At 66.9% G+C, this 18,164-nt stretch carries 14 protein-coding genes and 2 tRNA genes; 5 read left to right on the top strand and 11 right to left on the bottom strand.

All coding sequences use genetic code 11. The features are described 5' to 3' along the window. Positions 1-8: 8 nt before the first annotated feature. The 8 genes from Q0938_RS13355 to Q0938_RS13320 all read right to left on the bottom strand — a co-directional run bounded on the left by Q0938_RS13355 (position 9) and on the right by Q0938_RS13320 (position 10,674). Positions 9-1,514, bottom strand: coding sequence for a malonyl-CoA synthase (locus Q0938_RS13355; protein WP_299363156.1), 1,506 nt, complete (start codon positions 1,512-1,514; stop codon positions 9-11). After that, complete coding sequence (locus Q0938_RS13350; protein WP_299363154.1) at positions 1,511-2,824, bottom strand: malonyl-CoA decarboxylase; 1,314 nt, start codon at positions 2,822-2,824, stop codon at positions 1,511-1,513. Before Q0938_RS13350 ends, Q0938_RS13355 begins: the two co-directional genes overlap by 4 nt. Continuing rightward, positions 2,821-4,137, bottom strand: coding sequence for a TRAP transporter large permease (locus tag Q0938_RS13345; RefSeq protein WP_299363152.1), 1,317 nt, complete (start codon positions 4,135-4,137; stop codon positions 2,821-2,823). The genes Q0938_RS13350 and Q0938_RS13345 overlap by 4 nt, the downstream gene beginning before the upstream one ends. A 1-nt stretch (position 4,138) precedes the next feature. Further along, positions 4,139-4,723: a TRAP transporter small permease subunit gene (locus Q0938_RS13340; protein WP_299363150.1), complete on the bottom strand. Its 585-nt coding sequence runs from the start codon at positions 4,721-4,723 to the stop codon at positions 4,139-4,141. Positions 4,724-4,780: 57 nt separating this feature from the next. Next, positions 4,781-5,761: a TRAP transporter substrate-binding protein DctP gene (gene dctP, locus Q0938_RS13335; RefSeq protein ID WP_299363148.1), complete on the bottom strand. Its 981-nt coding sequence runs from the start codon at positions 5,759-5,761 to the stop codon at positions 4,781-4,783. A gap of 114 nt (positions 5,762-5,875) precedes the next feature. Then, positions 5,876-7,006 carry an OpgC domain-containing protein gene (gene opgC / locus Q0938_RS13330; RefSeq protein WP_299363146.1) on the bottom strand — a complete coding sequence of 377 codons (1,131 nt, stop codon included), beginning with the start codon at positions 7,004-7,006 and terminating at the stop codon, positions 5,876-5,878. Further along, entirely contained in the window at positions 7,003-9,105 is a 2,103-nt protein-coding gene (mdoH, locus tag Q0938_RS13325; RefSeq protein ID WP_299363144.1) for a glucans biosynthesis glucosyltransferase MdoH, read from the bottom strand. Before mdoH ends, opgC begins: the two co-directional genes overlap by 4 nt. A gap of 3 nt (positions 9,106-9,108) precedes the next feature. After that, positions 9,109-10,674: a glucan biosynthesis protein gene (locus Q0938_RS13320; RefSeq protein ID WP_299363142.1), complete on the bottom strand. Its 1,566-nt coding sequence runs from the start codon at positions 10,672-10,674 to the stop codon at positions 9,109-9,111. A 304-nt stretch (positions 10,675-10,978) separates the two neighbouring features. Between Q0938_RS13320 and Q0938_RS13315 the strand changes: the two genes are divergently transcribed. Next, on the top strand, positions 10,979-11,632 hold the full coding sequence (locus tag Q0938_RS13315) for a DsbA family protein (protein ID WP_299363140.1): 654 nt from the start codon (positions 10,979-10,981) through the stop codon (positions 11,630-11,632). Between the two features lie 30 nt (positions 11,633-11,662). On the opposite strand, the gene Q0938_RS13310 is transcribed toward Q0938_RS13315, so the two are convergent. The 3 genes from Q0938_RS13310 to phaZ form a co-directional block, all read right to left on the bottom strand. Continuing rightward, positions 11,663-11,738, bottom strand: a tRNA-Val gene (locus tag Q0938_RS13310). Positions 11,739-11,814: 76 nt separating this feature from the next. After that, positions 11,815-12,285: a pyridoxamine 5'-phosphate oxidase family protein gene (locus Q0938_RS13305; protein ID WP_299363138.1), complete on the bottom strand. Its 471-nt coding sequence runs from the start codon at positions 12,283-12,285 to the stop codon at positions 11,815-11,817. An 88-nt stretch (positions 12,286-12,373) separates the two neighbouring features. Continuing rightward, positions 12,374-13,714: a polyhydroxyalkanoate depolymerase gene (gene phaZ, locus Q0938_RS13300; RefSeq protein ID WP_299363328.1), complete on the bottom strand. Its 1,341-nt coding sequence runs from the start codon at positions 13,712-13,714 to the stop codon at positions 12,374-12,376. Between the two features lie 440 nt (positions 13,715-14,154). Here phaZ and phaC point away from each other — a divergent pair, with 440 nt between their 5' ends. From phaC to Q0938_RS13280, 4 genes are all read left to right on the top strand, one after another. Further along, complete coding sequence (gene phaC / locus Q0938_RS13295; protein WP_299363136.1) at positions 14,155-16,614, top strand: class I poly(R)-hydroxyalkanoic acid synthase; 2,460 nt, start codon at positions 14,155-14,157, stop codon at positions 16,612-16,614. A gap of 109 nt (positions 16,615-16,723) precedes the next feature. Beyond that, complete coding sequence (locus tag Q0938_RS13290) at positions 16,724-17,203, top strand: Phasin (protein WP_299363135.1); 480 nt, start codon at positions 16,724-16,726, stop codon at positions 17,201-17,203. Positions 17,204-17,353: 150 nt separating this feature from the next. Then, complete coding sequence (gene phaR / locus Q0938_RS13285; protein ID WP_299363134.1) at positions 17,354-17,965, top strand: polyhydroxyalkanoate synthesis repressor PhaR; 612 nt, start codon at positions 17,354-17,356, stop codon at positions 17,963-17,965. Positions 17,966-18,004: 39 nt separating this feature from the next. Further along, positions 18,005-18,094, top strand: a tRNA-Ser gene (locus tag Q0938_RS13280). The last annotated feature ends 70 nt before the right edge of the window (positions 18,095-18,164 follow it).

The following is an 18,164-nucleotide window of genomic DNA, read 5'->3' as shown; positions in this document are numbered from 1 at the left end:
GCCGCCGCTCAGGCGCCGGTGAACAGGTGCTGGTATTCGGCGCGCAGCGCGGCCTTCTGCACCTTGCCCATGGTGTTGCGGGGCAGTGCGTCGATGACCACCACATGTTTCGGCTGCTTGAACTTCGCAAGCCGATCGGACAGTGCTGCGGTGATCGAGGTCGGGTTCGGGTCGGCCCCGGGCTGGCGCGCGATCACCGCCACGACGGCTTCGCCGAAATCGGGATGGGGCACGCCGATCACGGCGCTTTCCAGCACCCCCGGCAGGTCGTCGATCAGCAACTCAACCTCTTTCGGGTAGACGTTGAACCCGCCCGAGATGACCAGATCCTTGCCCCGCCCGACGATGGTGACATAGCCGTCGGCATCGCGCATCCCCAGGTCGCCGGTGATGAACCAGCCGTCCGGACGCAGCTCCTCCGCCGTCTTCTCGGGCATGCGCCAGTAGCCCTGAAAGACGTTCGGGCCGCGCACCTCGATCATCCCGATCTCGCCGTCCGCCAGCTCGCCCTTGTCGCCCATGATCCGCAACTCGACCCCGGGCAGCGGAAACCCGACCGTGCCGGCGCGGCGCTCGCCCTCGTACGGGTTCGAGGTGTTCATGTTGGTTTCGGTCATCCCGTAGCGTTCCAGGATGCGATGCCCGGTGCGCGCCTCGAACGCACGGTGCGTCTCGGCCAGCAGCGGGGCGGATCCGGAAATGAACACCCGCATGCCAGCGGCGGTCTCGCGGGTGAAATCGTCGCGGTCCAGCAGGCGGGTATAGAAGGTCGGGACACCCATCATCATCGTGGCGCGCGGCAGCAGGCCGACGACCTGCGCGGCATCGAACCGGGGCAGCCAGATCATCGACCCGCCCGCCAGCATCAGCGTGTTCGACGCGACGAACAGCCCGTGCGTGTGAAAGATCGGCAGGGCGTGCAGCAACACGTCGTCGGCCGTGACCCGCCAGTAATCCTGCAGCGTCCGGGCGTTCGACAGAAGGTTGTCATGCGACAGCATCGCCCCCTTGGACCGTCCCGTGGTGCCCGAGGTGTAGAGAATGGCGGCAAGGTCCCCGGCGTCGCGTGCGACCGGCTGCTGCGCGGCGGGCTGCTGGTCCGCGCCGTGGGCAAGTGTTCCGCGTCCCGCCCCGTCGAGGGTCAGCAGTCGGGCAGTCCCGCCGATCGCGCGCATCTCCTCCTCCCGCCTCGGATCGCAGACCATCAGCGCCGGTTCCGCGTCGCTGATGAAATACCCGACCTCTGCCCCGGTATAGGCAGTGTTCAGCGGCAGAAAGATCGCGCCGGCCCGCAGCGTTGCCAAGTAGAGGGCAAGGGCCTCGGGAGATTTTTCGACCTGCACCGCGACGCGGTCGCCGGGCTGCACGCCCGAACCGCTCAGCAGGTTCGCGATCTGGCCGGACCGTTCGTGCATCTGCGCGTAGCTGATCGTCCCGCCATCGGCCAGGATCAGCAAGGGACGCTGGTCGCCGGACCGCTGGCCCATCAGCGCCTCGTACAGATGGTTGGTCATCTCGGCTCTCCTTCCGGCTGGGCGGCGCTGCGGGCCAGTTCGGCCAAGGCACCCGGCGCTGCCACGATGCCTTTTTCGGTGAATGCGTCGTGCCGCGCATCGATGCGCGGCAGGTCGTACAGATAGTTCACCATCATGCCCAGCGACTGGGCGATGCCGCGGTCCGACCGGTCCGCGTCGGGGATGACGCGATGGGCCTCGGCGCCGTTCCCCAGGTGGAATCGCGCGACCGGGTCACGCGGCCGGCCGGCGCGATCCCGGGCCTTCAGCAGGTAATGCGCTGCCAACCCGGGCAGGGCGGGGTGGTTGCGCCGGTCCAGCACCTCGGCGGCCTGCCGGTTTCCGGCGGCCTGTTCCTCCAGCCAGCGGCGCAGCCCCGGCATCGGAGACAGCGTGACAAAGCGGGTCAGGTTCGGCAGTTCGCGCTGCAGTTCGGCGACCACGTTCTTGATCAGCAGATTGCCGAAGCTGATCCCGGCCAGCCCCTCCTGGCAGTTCGAGATGGAATAGAACGCGGCCGTGTCGGCCAGGGTCGCGGCCAGGTGCGGCCGGTCGACGGCGGTGATCGCCTGGATCGAGTTCGGCAGGCCGCGCATCAGCGCGATCTCCACGAATATCAGCGGATCGTCCGGCATGGCGGGATGCAGATACGCGTAGCAGCGCCGATCCGGTGGCAGGACGCGGCGGCGCAGGTCGGCAAAGCCCTGGATTTCGTGGACGGCTTCGTACTGGATCAGCTTTTCCAGCAGGCTGGCCGGACTGGTCCAGTCGATCCGCACCAGCATCAGGAAACCGCGGTTAAACCAACTGCGCAGCAGGTGGCGCAGATCGGCGTCCAGCCGGGCGAAATCCTCGCCGGTGTCGCGCAGCGCCAGCAGGTCGGCCCGCATCGCGACCAGTTGTGCGGTGCCCCCGGCGACGGCATTCAGGCGGCGCAGCACTTCCTGGCGCGGCGGTTCGGCCAGCGTGGTCAGCCGCTGCAGCGACGCATGATCGCGCGTGTCGGCATATTCGCGGGCGGCCGCGGCCAGCGCCTCCGGATCGGGGTCGAACCCGTCCCGCAGCAGGCGAAAGAACCACAGTCGCCCGTCCGCGTCGAGCGTGTCGTACCCGGTCAGGATCTGCGTCGCCGTGGCCAGCGCCCGTGTCTCGGACCGCATCGAGGGCAGGGCACGCAAAGCGGTTTCCAGCGCGCCGCGCGGATCCTCGGCGGTGCTGCGGCCGGGCCGGCGGATCACCCGGGCGGACAGGTCCACCAGAGAGGACAGCCGGTCGTACAGCCGGGCCGGGCGGATGACTTCCCCGATCATGCGGCCGGCCCCATGACCAGATCGGGCAGCACCGTCACGATCTGCGGAAAGATCGACAGGATCACGATCGCCAGGATCATCAGCATGACGAAGGGCAGGGAGCCCACCAGCACCTCGCGGAGCGTGATCTGCGGGGCGATGCTGTTGATGACATACAGGTTCAGGCCGACCGGCGGGGTGATCAGCCCGATTTCCATGTTGATCGTCAGGATGACCGCGAACCAGTAGGGGTCGAACCCTTGGCTGGAAAGCAGCGGGATCAGCACCGGCGCGGTCATCAGGATGATTGCCACCGGCGGCAGGAAGAACCCGGCGACCAGCAGAAAGACGTTGATGATGGCCAGCAGCACCCAGCGGTTCACGTCCAGCCCGGCGATCCAGTCCGCGATGGACTGGGTGATGAACATCGACGACAGGGCAAAGCTGAACAGCTCGGCGGCCCCGATGATGACCATGATCATCACGCTTTCACGGATCGTGTCGCGGAAGATGTCGACGATCGGCCGGACCCGCCACATCCGGTAGATGACGATCGCCAGCGCCAGGCAGATCAGCGCCCCGGCGCCCGCCGCCTCGGACGGGGTGGCGACGCCGCCATAGAGAACGAAGAGGATCAGCGCGACGATGAGAAGAAACGGCAAAACCCGGGGCAGGGCCTGCATCCGTTCGCGCAGGCTGTACCGGCGGGTGAGATCCGCCAGTCCCAGCCCGCGCCGCCAGCAATCGAACAGCGCCCAGGCCATGAACATCACGGTCAGCATGAGGCCGGGGATCATTCCAGCCAGGAACAGCCGCCCGATCGAGGTCTCGGTGGCAATCCCGTAAACGATCATGGTGACCGACGGCGGGATCAGGATCCCCAGCGTCCCGCCCGCGGCGATCGATCCGGCGGCGAGGGTGTTGGGATAGCCGCGGTTGGTCATCTCGGGGATACCCATCTTGCCGATGGCGGCGCAGGTCGCGGGCGACGATCCGGACAGCGCCGCGAACAGCGCACAGGCCCCGATGTTGGACAGCACCATCCCGCCCGGAACGCGATACAGCCAGCGGTCCAGCGCCTCGTACAGGTCCTTTCCGGCCGGCGACGACGCGACCGCGGCCCCCATCAGGATGAACATCGGCACCGACACCATGCCAAAGTTCGCGAGCCCGGCAAAGAACGTCTCCGCCACGCCTTCGACCGCGTCGAACCCGTCGGTCAGCACCAGTGCGCCGACCGCGATGGCGCCCAGGGTGAATCCCACGGGCGTGCCGACCGCCAGCAGGATCAGCAGCGCGGCAAGCACCATCAGGCCCGACATCATCACCGACATCTCAGTGTCCCTTTCGCGGCAGGTCGTCAGGCATTGACAGCAGCGCTTCGGCGCCGACCTCGCCCGGATGCAGCCCCGCGATGTCGGCGCGCAGCCGGTCGTCGAGGTCGGGGTTCAGGGCCGCCATGATCTCGACCACGTATTGCAGCAGCAGCACGCCGAACCCGAACGGCACCGGCCAGAACGGGATCCACAGCGGCAGTTTCCAAACCGTGTCGGTCGTCCAGCCGTTTTCGATCGTCTCCCACAGGAACAGTGCGCCGGACCAGAACACCGCTGCGATGAACACCATCGAGGCCAGCGCCGCGATGATCCGGCTGACGGTCCGCCCGCCGCGCCCCATGCGCTCGGTGACGACATCGACGCCCACATGACCCCCCAGCAGCGCGACGTACGGCGCCCCCAGCATGGTGGCGGCGGTCGCGGCGTAGATGACGTACTCGGTCTGCCAGACGGTCGAGGCGTTCAGGAAATAGCGGATCACCACCATCTGGCTGACGACCAGCACGGCCGACGCCAGCAGAACCATCGCCAGCGCACCGCAGAGTCGCGACAGCGCCGCGACGGCGTGGGCAAAGACGTACATCGACCCCCCCTGGTCAGACCGGATGGGCGGCCGCACGAACCGGCCGCCCTGTTCGGATCACTCGACCGCGCGTGCCGCGTCCAGCAGTTCCTGACCGCCTTCGACGTCCTTGGCGAAATTGGCGAAGGTCGTTTCCTCGGCGATCTTCATCCAGGCCTCGTAGTCTTCGGGGGACATCGAGGCGATCTCGACGCCGGCATCCTTGAACACCTGCTCCATCTCGGCGTCCAGCTTGGGGGCCTGCTCGGCGAACCAGTCTTCCGCCTTCTGTCCCGCTTCGGTCAGCGCCTGCTGCTGTTCGGGGCTGAGCTTTTCCCAGGTCCCCTTGGAGATCAGCACCGGCTCGTACATGAACCACAGCGCGTTCTCGCCCGGGATGGTCACGCATTTGGCCTGTTCCTGCAGGCGATAGCTGACCAGCGACCCCGATGAGGTCGAGGCCCCGTCCAGCACCCCGGTCTGCATGCCGGTGTAGATTTCCGACGACGGCATCGAACTGATCGAGGCCCCGGCGCCGACCAGCATCTGTTCGAACGCCGGTCCGGCGGCGCGGCTGACCTGTCCCTTGATGCTGTCCGGGCCGGTGATGCAGTTCTTCTTGCTGACAAAGCCGCCGGCCAGCCAGGCATCGGCCAGCACCATCGCGCCGTTCGCTTCGATCAACTCGTACATCTCCTCCATGAACGGGGAGTCGTTCAGCCGCGCCGCCCGTTCGTGGTTGCGCACCAGGCCCGGCATCAGCGTGATCGAGAATTGCGGGACCCGGCCCGAGGCGTAGTCCAGCGGAAAGCTGGTGATATCCAGCTGGCCCTTTTCCAGCGCGCCCCACTGCTCCTTGGCCTTGTAGAGCGACTCTCCGGGATAGACCCGGATCTCCAGATCGACATCGGCGGCGGCAACCTCGCGCGCGATCATCTGCACCATCTCGTCGCGCGCATCGCCCTTGCCGCCGGGGAACTGGTGGCTTGCCTTCAACGTCTCGGCCGTGGCGGGGACCGCCAGGCCCATCGCCAGTACGGCGGTCATCATTGCTTTCATCGATCTTTCCTCCCTTGCGTCGCGGACACCTTGCCGGCTCCTTCCGACCAGCGGATCGTGGCCGATGGCGGACCCGTGCACAAGAGAATTGGACGGGGGCGCCGCCCGGAACGCCTACTCGGCCGGGTGCAGGCGGGGCTGTCGCCGGCCCAGATACAGAGCCCGGTTCAGCCAGAGTTCGGCAACCAGCCACAGCGCGCCGATGGTCCACAGATCGACTGCCAGCCGGCGCGGCACGCTGCTTCCGGCGGGATTTGTCGCCAGCGCATCGCCCAGCAGCGACAGCAGAACGCAGGCGACGAACGACACCAGCCCGCCCCGCCCGATCGTTGCCATGGCGCGCCCTGGGGCGATGGCCGCAAGACGCCCGAGCGGCCCGCTCAGCGGCACCGACACCAGCCACGCCCAGGCGAGCACCGCCACAAAGCGCATCCCGTCCAGCGACCATTTGTCGACCTGGCCCACCGCGTGCCACATCAGATCGGCAATCCGCTTGGCATCCGGTCCGAAGCGCCACAGCAGGACCATGCCGGCACTGTACAGCGCCACCGCTGTGGCAATCATCGTCACCAGCCGCGACCAGCGGCTGAGCCACGCGAGGATTGCCTGCCGGAACAGCCCGATCGCGACACCCGCGAAGAACAGCATCTGCCACCCGAAGGGGTTGAACAGCATTCCCCCGTCCGACCGGTGGTTGGGCAGCAGGTCGTTCAGCGGCCCGCCGAGCAGCCACACCCCGGCGGACGCGGCCGCAAACGGCACCGGCCAGCGCAGCAGGGCCGGAACGGCCAGCGGGGCCGCGGCGAGCAGCAGCACATACAGCGCCAGTACGTCCACGAGGTTCGGCTGCAGCCACATCAGGGCAATGGCACCCACATAGCCCAAAGGATCGCGGGTGATCCACGCGGCGTATTCCGACCACACCGCGGTGTGGTGCAACCCCATGCCGAAGAGCAGCCGAGACAGCAGCGCCACCAGGACGCCGCCGATCACCAGGGCCAGCCAGACCTGCACGGTGCGGCGGGCAAACCGCCTCTGCGCGGCCCGCATCCCCTCGATGGCCTGGACCTTGCGCCAGACCAGTCCAACCAGGAATCCCGACAGCAGGACGAACAGCTCCGCCGCGTCGAAGATCGCAAAATTCGCCAGCGTGACCTCGCGCAGCACCCCGGCAGGCATGTGGTTCAGCATGATGCTGATCAGCGCGTAGCCGCGCAGCATGTCTAGGGCCAGGATGCGGTTCATCGTGGCAGCGCGGACCAGCAGGTCAGCAGATCGGCCTGGGAAAACAGCGCCGCCCGTTCGCTCGCCTCCAGGAAGGACAGCGCCTCGCGCTGGCTGGCGGCGCTTCGAATCTTGGCGTCCGCGGCGATCGCAGGCAGCCGCTCGGCGGCTGGACGGGCCACGGGATCGGGCAGCAGCTGCAGGTAGCGCGAGCGGAGGCGGCCGTCCCAGCCGAGCCGGGTCAGGACATCGGGCGGTGTGCGCAGCCGCCGCGCGTGACCGACCGACGCCGTCATGATAGCGGGCGGATGCCGTTCCTCGGGCGTGACCAGCAGCCCGGCCATGCGCGTCCAACGACCCAGCACGGCCGACGCGCTCCACCGCGACACGGCGGGGGCGAGGATCAGGCCGATCAGGATCGGCGACAGCCAGACCAGCTGGCCGGGCGACAGGTAGACGATCAGGACCGCGATCAGCAGCCCCCATCCGACATGATTCCAGTGACGCCGCAGGACGATCGGCCAGGGCGGCATCGAGCCCTTGCGCACCTGACTGTCCCATCCCGATGACCTGCCCAGCAGGATGTCCAGGATCTGCCGCGTCTGGATCAGCATCTGCACCGGCGCGATCAGGGCCGACATGACGATCTCGAACAGGGCGCTGGCAAAGAGGCGGCGCCGTCCCCCCGATGCAGCTGCCAGCGGCCGGCGCCAGGCCCGCGCCACGGCAACGAACTTGGGCAGCAACAGCAGCGCCATGGCCGCGGCGAACAGCCATTTCATCCGCGCCGGGTCAAAGGTCGGCCAGTCGGGAAACAGCTGGTAGCTCTGCGGAAAATACTGCGGCGTGGACAGGATGGTGTTGGCGGTAAGGACCAGCCCGACGACGATCATCGCCAGCCAGATCGGGCTCATCACGAAGCCCATCACCCCGATCACGAAATGCGCCCGGCTGATCCAGGTAAAGCCGCGCGCGCCGATCAGCCGCAGATGCTGCAGATTCCCCTGCGCCCAGCGGCGTTCCCGGACGGCCATGTCCAGCAGCGTGGGTGGGCTGCCCTCATAGCTGGCCCGCAGGTCCCAGTCCAGCCGCACCTTCCAGCCGGCGCGCCGCAGCAGCGCCGCCTCGACGAAGTCATGCGACATGATGGTGCCACCAAAGGGAGGCTGTCCCGGCAGTTCCGGCAGGCCGCAGGTTTCGGCAAAGGCCTGCACCCGGATCATCGCGTTGTGGCCCCAGAAATTGCCGTTGTCCCCCGACCACGCGGCGACGCCCCGTGCAATCGGCGGGCCATAGACACGCCCGGCGAACTGGATCACCCGCGAATAGATCGTTTGCCCGCCCACGAGGATGGGGATCGTCTGGATCAGCGCCAGCGCAGGGTCGGCGGACATGCGCGCGCTCATCTCGGCCACCACCCGCCCGGACACGACGCTGTCGGCATCCAGCACGACCATCTGGTCGTAGCGCCCGCCCCAGCGCCGGACGAATTCGGCGATGTTGCCGGCCTTGCGCCCCACATTGTCGTCGCGGCGGCGATACCAGACCGGAATCGGGCAGATTTCGCGCAGGGCCGCCACGGCCAGCGTCTCGGGCACGAAATAGGCGGGATCACGGCTGTCGGAGAGAACGAAGATCTCGGTCCGGTCCGCCAGCCCGTCGGCCGCGATGTCCTGGGCCAGAGCTGCCAGGAACGACAGGCTGGTGCGGGGATCCTCGTGGTACACCGGCATGACGATCGCGATGCGCGCGCAGCCCGGACCCGCGGGCGTGACGGGCGGACGCACCAGCAGGCCCGCGAGCATCGACGAAAAGCTGAAGCCGATCCAGCCGAAGGTCAGCGTGAAGAGCACCAGCAGCACGTATTGCAGCGGCTGGGTCGTGCCGAGCGCCTGCAGCATGTGCCAGAACCCGGCAATCGTGATCGCCGCGGCACCGCCGAACGCGATCAGCCGCGCCATGATCGTCCGGCGGTCCGGGCGCTGCCGGGCTGGACCGGGTGGCGGGGCGGCCCGGAAATCCTGCTCCGGCATCGCCACAGGCGCTTCGGGGGGCAGGGGGCCGGCGTGTTCCAGAACCGGATGTGGCTCCAGGCGGTCCAGAGGTGGCAGTGTCTCCACGGATCAGTCCCTGACCCAGCGGAACATCCAGGTCTCGGAATGCGGCCCGTCGGGACCGTCGAGCCGCGCGGTGAGATCGGCAAGTTCTGCCCCGTCGGGCAGGAACTCGAACGCCAGCCGGATCAGCCGCTCGGCCGAAAGCCGGATCAGATAGGGATGCTCGATCCGGCCTTCGCTGGCCGTGACGACGGGCTGCGGCTCGGTCTCCGAGTCGAACGCGGCGGCGTCGAAATCGACGACGAAGGTGTGGGCGCCCTTGGTGTTCACGGCCCGGCCAACCATCGTCTGCCGGACCTGCGCAAACGGACCTGCATCCGCCGGCGAGAAGCCGAAGCGGATGTCATAGTCGAAGCTGGCCTGTTCGCCGGCCAGCAGTGGCTGCGCGGGGGTCCAGAACGCCACGATGTTGTCGTGGAATTCGCTCTCCACCGGAATCTCGACCAGCGTGACGGATCCGTCGCCCCAGCTTCCGCGTGGGGTGACCCAGGCCGAGGGGCGCAGCTGATAGGCGGCCTCGGCATCCTGATAGATCCGGAAGTCACGGCCGCGCTGCATCAGACCGAAGGCGCGCGGGTCGGAATCGATGAAGGACGAGATCTGAAGGGTAGGGGGGTTGTTGAGGACCCGCCAAAGCCGCTGACCCGCACCGGTGATCATCTGCAGCCCGTCGCTGTCATGCACCGCAGGTCGATAATCGTCCTGGGCGGCATCGTCAGCCGGCCCGAACCAGAACATCGAGGTAAGCGGAGCGACGCCCACGTCTGCCAGGTCCCGGCGCGGGAACAGCGCGGTCCGGCACGCAAATACGGTATCGTCGCCGGGTGCGATCACGTATTCGAACGCACCGGCGACCGAGGGGCTGTCCAGCAGCGCGTGAACGGTCACGGTGCCCGCCGTCGGGTCGGGGGTGTGGATCCAGAACTCGCGAAAGCGGGGGAACTCCTCGCCCTCGGCCGTCCCGGTCCCCAGCGCCAGACCGCGCGCCGACAGCCCGTAGCGATTGCCCCGTCCCAGCGCCCGGAAATAGCTCGCCCCCTGAAACACGGCCAGTTCGTCCAGGGTGCCGGGGCGGTTCAGCACCGTCCGCAGGCGAAAGCCGGACCAGCCCATGTCACCTGGAGGCTGTTGCGCCGCGTCGGCGGGAAAGGCGTTCGCGTCGTAGGTAAGCACGGACGGGTCGAACGGCAGGGGGCGAACCACCCCTTGGTCGACTAGGCTGATCCGCACCGGATCAGTGTAGAGCATTCCGGGCGGCAGCAGGTCCAGACCCCAGCCGGGCAGGTCCTGCCACGGGTCAGCCTCGCGCCGGAACCGGATGCCCCGATAGGCATCATAGCCCAGGTCCTTGAACGGCACGTCCAGCGTCGATGTCAGCGGAACATGTTCCTGCTGCGCCAACTCGCGGGCGAAGCCGACGACCGTGTCGAACCCGAACCCAGGGAGCGGAAGATCCGGTGCGGGCTGATCCGCCGGGGGGGCCACCGACTGGGCGCCGAGCACGCCGGGGCGAAGCGCGGTCGTGCCGATTGCAGCGGCGGCCAGCGAGCCAACGAAAACGCGACGCTTCACGATTTACACCCGATACGAGGAATGGGACGCCATACGTCAGTCACGAACCCACGGCAATATTCTGGGTCCTCGGTTGCCGATCCTCAACAAAGACGCGCTCCGAAACGGCGCAAAGCGGCGATATTTCGCCAAATTTCCCGTCGGGCGAGATAGGTAAGGAAGTCATCACTCGCTGGGCGGGCAAACCTGGAAGCGGCTAACTCACGGCTTTGCGACTCATGGTGATCAGCCGGACGTGTCGCTGACCGGCGGTCTGGGGCATGCTGCACGCAACGGTCATCCATATCCAGAGAGAAATAAGCGCATGCCCCCTGTTCCATGTCTGACGCGTCGCCAGACGCTGTCCGGTGCCGCCGCGCTCGTGGGCGGCTCCGTGCTGGGGCTTAGTCCCGCCGCCGCCGCCCCGAGCAGCAATCCGATGCCCACGGAGCTGCGCAAGGCGCTGGAGCGCGATCCGCAGGCGCCGGTGCTCGGCAATCCCAGGGGCGACGTCACGCTGACCGAATTCTTCGACTACAACTGCCCGCATTGCCGGCCGATGTCGGCCGAGGTCGAGGCGCTGATCGGCGAGGACCCGAACCTGCGCGTCGTGTTCCGCGAACTGCCGGTGTTCGGCGTAGGGTCGGTCTTTGCCGCCAAGGCATCGCTCGCGTCACTGGAGCAGGGAAAGTACTGGCCGTTCCACCGGTCGCTGATGAGCATCCGGGGGCGCGCCGAGGAAGCTTCGGTGATCGCCACCGCGCGCAAGATCGGCCTGGACGAGACCCGGCTGCGGACCGACATGAACGCGCAGTGGGTCAAAGATCATCTGACGACCTCACTCGACCTTGCGGACCATATGGGGCTGATCGGGACGCCGACCTTCATCGCCGGGGACGAGGCGCTGTTCGGCCGGCAGACCCGTGCGGAACTATGGCGGCTGATCGCCACGGCCCGCAAGACCCTCGGGGAACGCTGAGCCTGAAGTGACGCAGGCAGAAGGTGCGGATGGTGGGCGGTGAGGGGCTCGAACCCCCGACATTTTCGGTGTAAACGAAACGCTCTACCAACTGAGCTAACCGCCCGCGAAGCGGCTTATGCCCGGACCCGGACCGCCTTGCAAGCGTGTGACGCCCGCCGTCGACCGGCAGGCGAGAAGGACTAGAACGCCAGCACGAAGTGCTCGCCCATGTCAGGCTTGGCGCCGGTCAGCTTGGCCTTGGCGATCTCGTACAGGAAACCTGCCGATCCTGTGGTGGCCCAGACCTCGGCGCCGGTCATCGACAGTTTGAGCAGGCGCACGTCCTCGTCGCGCTTGCCGTCCTCGAACCAGCTCGAGGCAACGGCGTTCCAGATCTCGTCGAGCTTCTGGCGATCGTTCGACAGCGACAGCTCGCCCTCGATCCGGGCATAAAGATGTTGGCCCGCTGACGAGACGCAGTGAACCGCCTTCTGCGGGCCTGCCGACACCGCCTGCACCCACTCGGTGCCGTCGGCCGTGATGAACCACAGGGCCGATGCGTCCGGGTCCGCGTAATGGGACATCGGCGCCAACTTCCAGTGGGGTGCGCACCCCAGCATGCCGGCGTTCACGTCCTTCAGCCGTTCCCAGAATGTCGCCTTGTCCGCCATCACACTCTCTCCACCGCAGGGTCGCCATCCAACGGCCGGCCGCCGCCCGGGTTCCACGGAAACCCGGACGGGGAAAGCATAAGTGTGGTCAGACCGCGATCTTGCGGTCGTCCGCCGGTCCGCCGCGGCGGGTATCGCCGACGACCTGGCCGCCACGCTGACGCTTGCGCCGCGGCGGTTCGTCGGGTTGCGGCGCGCTGGCCGAATGTTCGTCGATGAAGTCGAGGACCAAGGGCCGGATGTTGAGCCGCCAGCTCTTGCCCGCGAAGATTCCGTAGTGTCCCGCGTTCGGTTCCAGGTGCTCGGCCTTCCTGGACTCGGGGACGCCACTGCACAGCTGCAGTGCGGCGACGCACTGACCGGGGGCCGAGATGTCGTCGTTCCCGCCCTCGACCGTCATGACCGCAACGTCCTTGATCTTGCCGATATCGGCGAGCTGGCCATTCACGGTGAACCGGTTCTGCGCGATCTCAAGGTTCTTGAAGATGCGTTCGACGGTCGACAGGTAGAATTCGGCCGTCATGTCCATGACCGCCAGGTATTCGTCATAGAAGGTGTTGTGCTTGTCACCTTCCGATGCCTGGCCGCGCGCCTCGGCGAGGATCTTCTCGATGAAGGCCTTGCTGTGCGTCTCCGAGTTCATCGCGATGAACGAGCCCAACTGCGCCAGCCCGGGATAGACCATCCGCCCCGCGCCGCGATACTTGAACCCGACCTGCTGGATCATGAAGGCGTCCAGTTCGCCCATCGTGACCCGATTGCCGAAGTCGGTGACCTCGGTTGCGGCCGCGTCCGGATCGATCGGACCGCCGATCAGCGTCAGGGTGCGGGGCTGGGCGGCCGGATCGGTTTCAGCCAGAACGGCCGTTGCCGCCAGTGCCAGCGGGGCGGGCTGGCAGACGGCGATGACGTTCAGGTTCGGCCCGAGATGCTTGATGAAGTCGACCAGATAGGCGGTATAGTCCTCGACGTCGAACTTGCCCTCGCTCACCGGGATGTCGCGGGCGTTGTGCCAGTCGGTGACCCACACGTCACAATCGGGCAGCAGCGAGGTCACGGTGGACCGCAGCAGCGTGGCATAGTGGCCCGACATCGGGGCAACCAGCAGCACCCGGCGTTCCATCGGTTCGCGCCGCGCGACGCGGAACCGGAGCAGGCTCCCGAACGGCTTCTTCAGTTCGCTCTCGACATAGACCAGGTGGTCCTGGCCTTCGGCACCGGGGATCGGCGGAATTTCCCAGTCCGGCTTGATGACCATCCGCGCGAAGCTGCGTTCCGTCACCCGTCCCCAGGCGCTCATCATCTTGAATGCGGGATGAGGGATCATGGCAAAGATGGGATAGGACGCCAACGCCCGCGCCGAGGCGCCCAACCATTCGTTGGTGTTGCGCATCGTTTCCATCGCATCATACGACACGATGCCTCGCAGGCCCTTGTAAGCCATCTAAGCCCCCAGTGCTTGTTTGCGTGTAACCGTGCCTTTACGCTCTCGTCCGCGCATGTCAATCTGCTAAGAAGGGCAGGGTAGCGGGAGAATGCGACGTAATGGCAAGCGGACGGGATTCGGACGGCAACGACGAACCGAAGGCTGGCGCGGGACGGCGGGGGCGGTCCAAGGCTGGAAATCCAAAGAAATCATCGGGTGCGGGTAGTCCGGCGGAGGCCTCTTCCGGCTCGGTGGATCGCGGTCGCCCGGCAGACGCAGCACAGGACAGCACGTCTGGCGCGGGTGCTGCGAACGCTGATCAGAACGGTGCGTCACGGCCAGCCAAGCCGTCGCAGCCGCGCCGCGAACCTGCCACCCGTCCGACCGTTCCGGCCCGTGCCAGGACGCCCGATCGGTCAGACCTGCGTACCGGAACACGCCGGATGACACACCGAAAGAAGGGCGCCGTCACGGAGTCCAGCGAGGTTGCGATGGATCAGAAAGATCACGTGTCGGAGGCCGACGCACCGGCATCGGAGGACATGGTGCATGTCGCCGAGAACGGCGGGCGCGGTGAGACAAGCACTCCTCTGACGAGCGGTGACGAGCACGTGTCGGAAGCCGACGCGCCGGCATCCCACGCAATGCAGCAGGCCCCCCAAGGAGCGGGTGCTACGGGCGACAACGCCGGCGAGGGAGCCGATGATGGTCACGCCTCGGAGGCCGACGCGCCTGCATCCGACGACATGGTACATGCCGCCGAGAATGGCGGGCGCCTTGGCATGAGCACGCCTCTTTCCAGCGGCGACGAGCATGTATCGGAAGCCGACGCGCCCGCATCCGGGGCAATCAACCAGGCCGCACAGGCGATGGATGCCGCAGGCGAGGGCGACGGCAGCGAAGACGATGGTGGCCGCGCCTCGGAAGCCGATGCGCCTGCGTCCGGGGACATGGGTCCGGAGGGACATGACGGGCAAGTAGACGGTGGGGGCAGCCGTCCCGGCCCGGAACCTGCTTCACAAACGGACGCACCCGCTTCGGACGACATGACCAGGACCGCTGGCGTGGGGTCGACCGGTTCCTCGGGCCAGGCTGTGCCGGATGGTGGGCAGAGCGGTGCGACAGGCGAGGCGGCCGGCGATGTGCCGCTGCCCGGCCGTATAGCCGAGAACATCCAGCGTATCGAGGAACTGAGCCAGCGGCTGATGCAGGCCCTGGCCCGCCGTCCCTTGCACGTTCAAGGGATAGAGGGGCCGGGGACGGACTTCTACGCCGCGGCGGCGACCGGCTGGATGCGGCTGGCGACGCAGCAGCCCGCGCGGCTGATCGAGCACCAGGTCCGCTACTGGGGCGACACGCTGCGGAACCTTGCGGACACGCAATCGGCGTTCATGCAGCGCGGCATCGCGGCGCCGGCGGTCAGGAAGGACGACGAAAGCGACAAGCGGTTCAGCAACCCCTTGTGGCGGACCAATCCATTCTTCGCCTATGTGCGCGAGCAGTACCGGATCAACGCCGAAGCCCTGCGGCGTGCCGCGGCCGATCTGCCCATCGAGGACGCGGTCGAGCGCCGCCGCATCGAGTTCTTTACGCGGCAGATGATCGACATGATGGCGCCGACCAACTTCCTGGCCACGAACCCGGACGCGCTGGCCCGGGCGATCGAGACCGAAGGCGAAAGCCTGGTGCGGGGACTGGAAAACCTGGTCGCCGACATCGAGCATGGCGGCGGCGAACTGGTCGTGTCGCTGTCCGACCGTGACGCCTTCGCCGTGGGCCAGAACATCGGCGCCACCCCGGGAGCCGTGGTCCACCGCGAAGACCTGTTCGAGCTGATCCAGTACTCACCGACGACGGAACAGGTCCACGCCGTTCCGCTGGTGATCCTGCCGCCGTGGATCAACAAGTTCTACATCCTTGACCTCAAGCCGCAGAACAGCCTGATCCGCTGGCTTGTCGACAAGGGGTACACGCTTTTCGTCGTGTCGTGGAAGAATCCCACGCGGGAACATGCGAATGTCGGGATGGAGGACTATGTTGCCGCCTATCTGTCGGCGTTCCAGAAGATCCGCGACCTGACCGAGCAGCCGCAATTGAATGCCGTCGGCTACTGCATCGCCGGGACCACGCTGTCGATGACGCTCGGTCTGCTTGCCCAGCGGGGCGACGATCAGGTGCGGTCCGCGTCCTTCTTCACCACACTGACGGATTTCTCCGAAATGGGGGAGTTCACGACCTATCTGCAGGACGACTTTCTCAGCGGCATCGAGGAGGAGGTCCAGCGCGCCGGCTATCTCGCGTCGCGCATCATGCAGCGCACCTTCAGCTTTCTGCGCGCCAACGACCTGGTCTGGGGACCGGCGGTCCGCCACTACATGATGGGGGACTCGCCGCCGGCCTTCGACCTGCTCTACTGGAACGGCGATGGCACCAACCTGCCGGCGCGGATGGTCACGGATTATCTGCGCGGCGTCTGCCAGGAGAACAAGCTCGCCACCGAAGGCTTCGAGGTTCTGGGGCACAAGGTCCGGCTGTCAGAGGTGACGGTCCCGGTGTGCGCGGTCGCGTGCGAGGGCGATCACATCGCGCCCTGGGTCGACAGCTGGCGGGGCGTGTCGATGATGGGATCGCATGACAAGACGTTCCTGCTGTCCGAATCGGGCCACATCGCGGGGATCGTCAATCCGCCGGGCCGCGAGAAATACGGCCACTACATCGGAAGTGCCGACGACGACATCGACACGCCCGAGGACTGGAAGGCCAAGGCCGCGTTCCACAAGGGCAGCTGGTGGCCGGTGTGGGAAGCGTGGCTGGCAAGGCAATCCGGCGACATGGTGGCAGCGCGCCATCCGTCGCAGGTGATCGAGGCAGCGCCCGGCAGCTATGTGCGGGAACTGGCCTGAAATGCTGCGGTGCAGCAAAAAAAGGTTGAAATGCTGCACCGCAGCAAGTATATCGACTGGTGACCGAACTGGTCGCCCGGACCACTGACGGATATGCAGGAGCATCGAAATGGCAAAGACCCCCGACTTCACCAAGAACTTCCAGGACATGATGTCCAATCTGCCGATCGACAACTCGTCGATGACCGAGGCGTTTAAGACCCAGACCGCGCTTGGCGAAAAGATGAGCCGTGTCGCGCTGGAAGCCGCCGAGCGTTCGACCGAGATCTCGGCCCAGTGGGCCCGCGACGCGATCGCTCGTCTGGGCGAGCTGTCCGCCGCGCGTGAGCAGCCGGCCGAATACGCCAAGGCGATGAGCGACTTCGCCACCGCCGCCACCGAGATCGCTTCGCAGCACATGGCGGCGTATGCCGAAGTGGCCAAGAAGGTTCAGATGGAAACCGTCGACCTGATGCTGAACGCCGGCAAGGACGCGGCGTCGGACGCCCAGCGTGTTGCCCAGAACGTGACCCGCGACGTGCAGAGCGCCGCCCGCACGGCCAGCACCAACTTTGGTGGAACCACCGGCTCGACCGAAAACAAGGGCTGATCGCAGCTGCGCTGCAGCAGTCGCTGTGGCCTGAGTTGAAGGGGGCGGCCCACTGGCCGTCCCCTTTTTTCGCGTTCAGCGCGCCTGACGCCGGCGCGCGCCAGACATTTTCCCTTTGCAATCCGCCGAGGGCGCTCCCATCATTCGCACATGCAGAATGACCATTCGACCGCAGCCCGGCAGCCGGGCACCGCGCCCGCCGAGCCCCTGACGATCAAGCGCTATGCCAGCCGGCGGCTCTACAACACCGAGACGTCGGATTACGTGACGCTGGACGAGATCGCGCGGATCATCCGTTCCGGGCGCGAGGTGCGGATCATCGACCTGAAGTCCGGCGACGACCTGACGCGGCAATACCTGCTCCAGATCATCGCCGAGCACGAAAGCCGGGGCGAGAACGTGCTGCCCTTGGACGTGCTGACCGATCTGGTGCGCAGCTATACCACCCAAGCGCAGTCGGTTGTGCCGCAATTCCTAGCTGCGAGCTTCGAGATGCTGCGGGAAGGCCAGTCCAAGATGATGGAGCAGATGACGCAGCTCAAGTCGCCGATGGCGGCGATGCCGGGGTTCGAAGCCCTGCAGCGGCAGCAGAAGCTGTTCCTGCGCGCCATGATGGGCGGCTGGACGCTGCCCGCGGGGTCGAGCGGCACCGAACCCGACGGCGCGGACGCCGACACGGCCGCCCGAAAGGACGCGCCCGACGACATGGAGGCAATCCGCCGCCAGCTTGCCGACCTGCAGTCGAAGATTTCCAAGCTCTGACTTGCACGCAACCGATCTGCCGGCTACATCGCCGGGCAGGGACGGTTGGCCGAGTGGTCGAAGGCGCACGCCTGGAAAGTGTGTAGGCGGGGAACCGTCTCGAGGGTTCGAATCCCTCACCGTCCGCCACTTGCCCTCGCGAAAGCGTTCTCTCCATCCGGCTGCGGCCGGATTTTTCCGTTGTTTTCGAGGGTTATGT

The sequence above is a fragment of the uncultured Paracoccus sp. genome (assembly GCF_947496875.1).
GTDB lineage: Bacteria > Pseudomonadota > Alphaproteobacteria > Rhodobacterales > Rhodobacteraceae > Paracoccus.
Note: the sequence above shows the minus strand (reverse complement) of the source record. Positions and strands in the feature narration are given on the sequence as shown.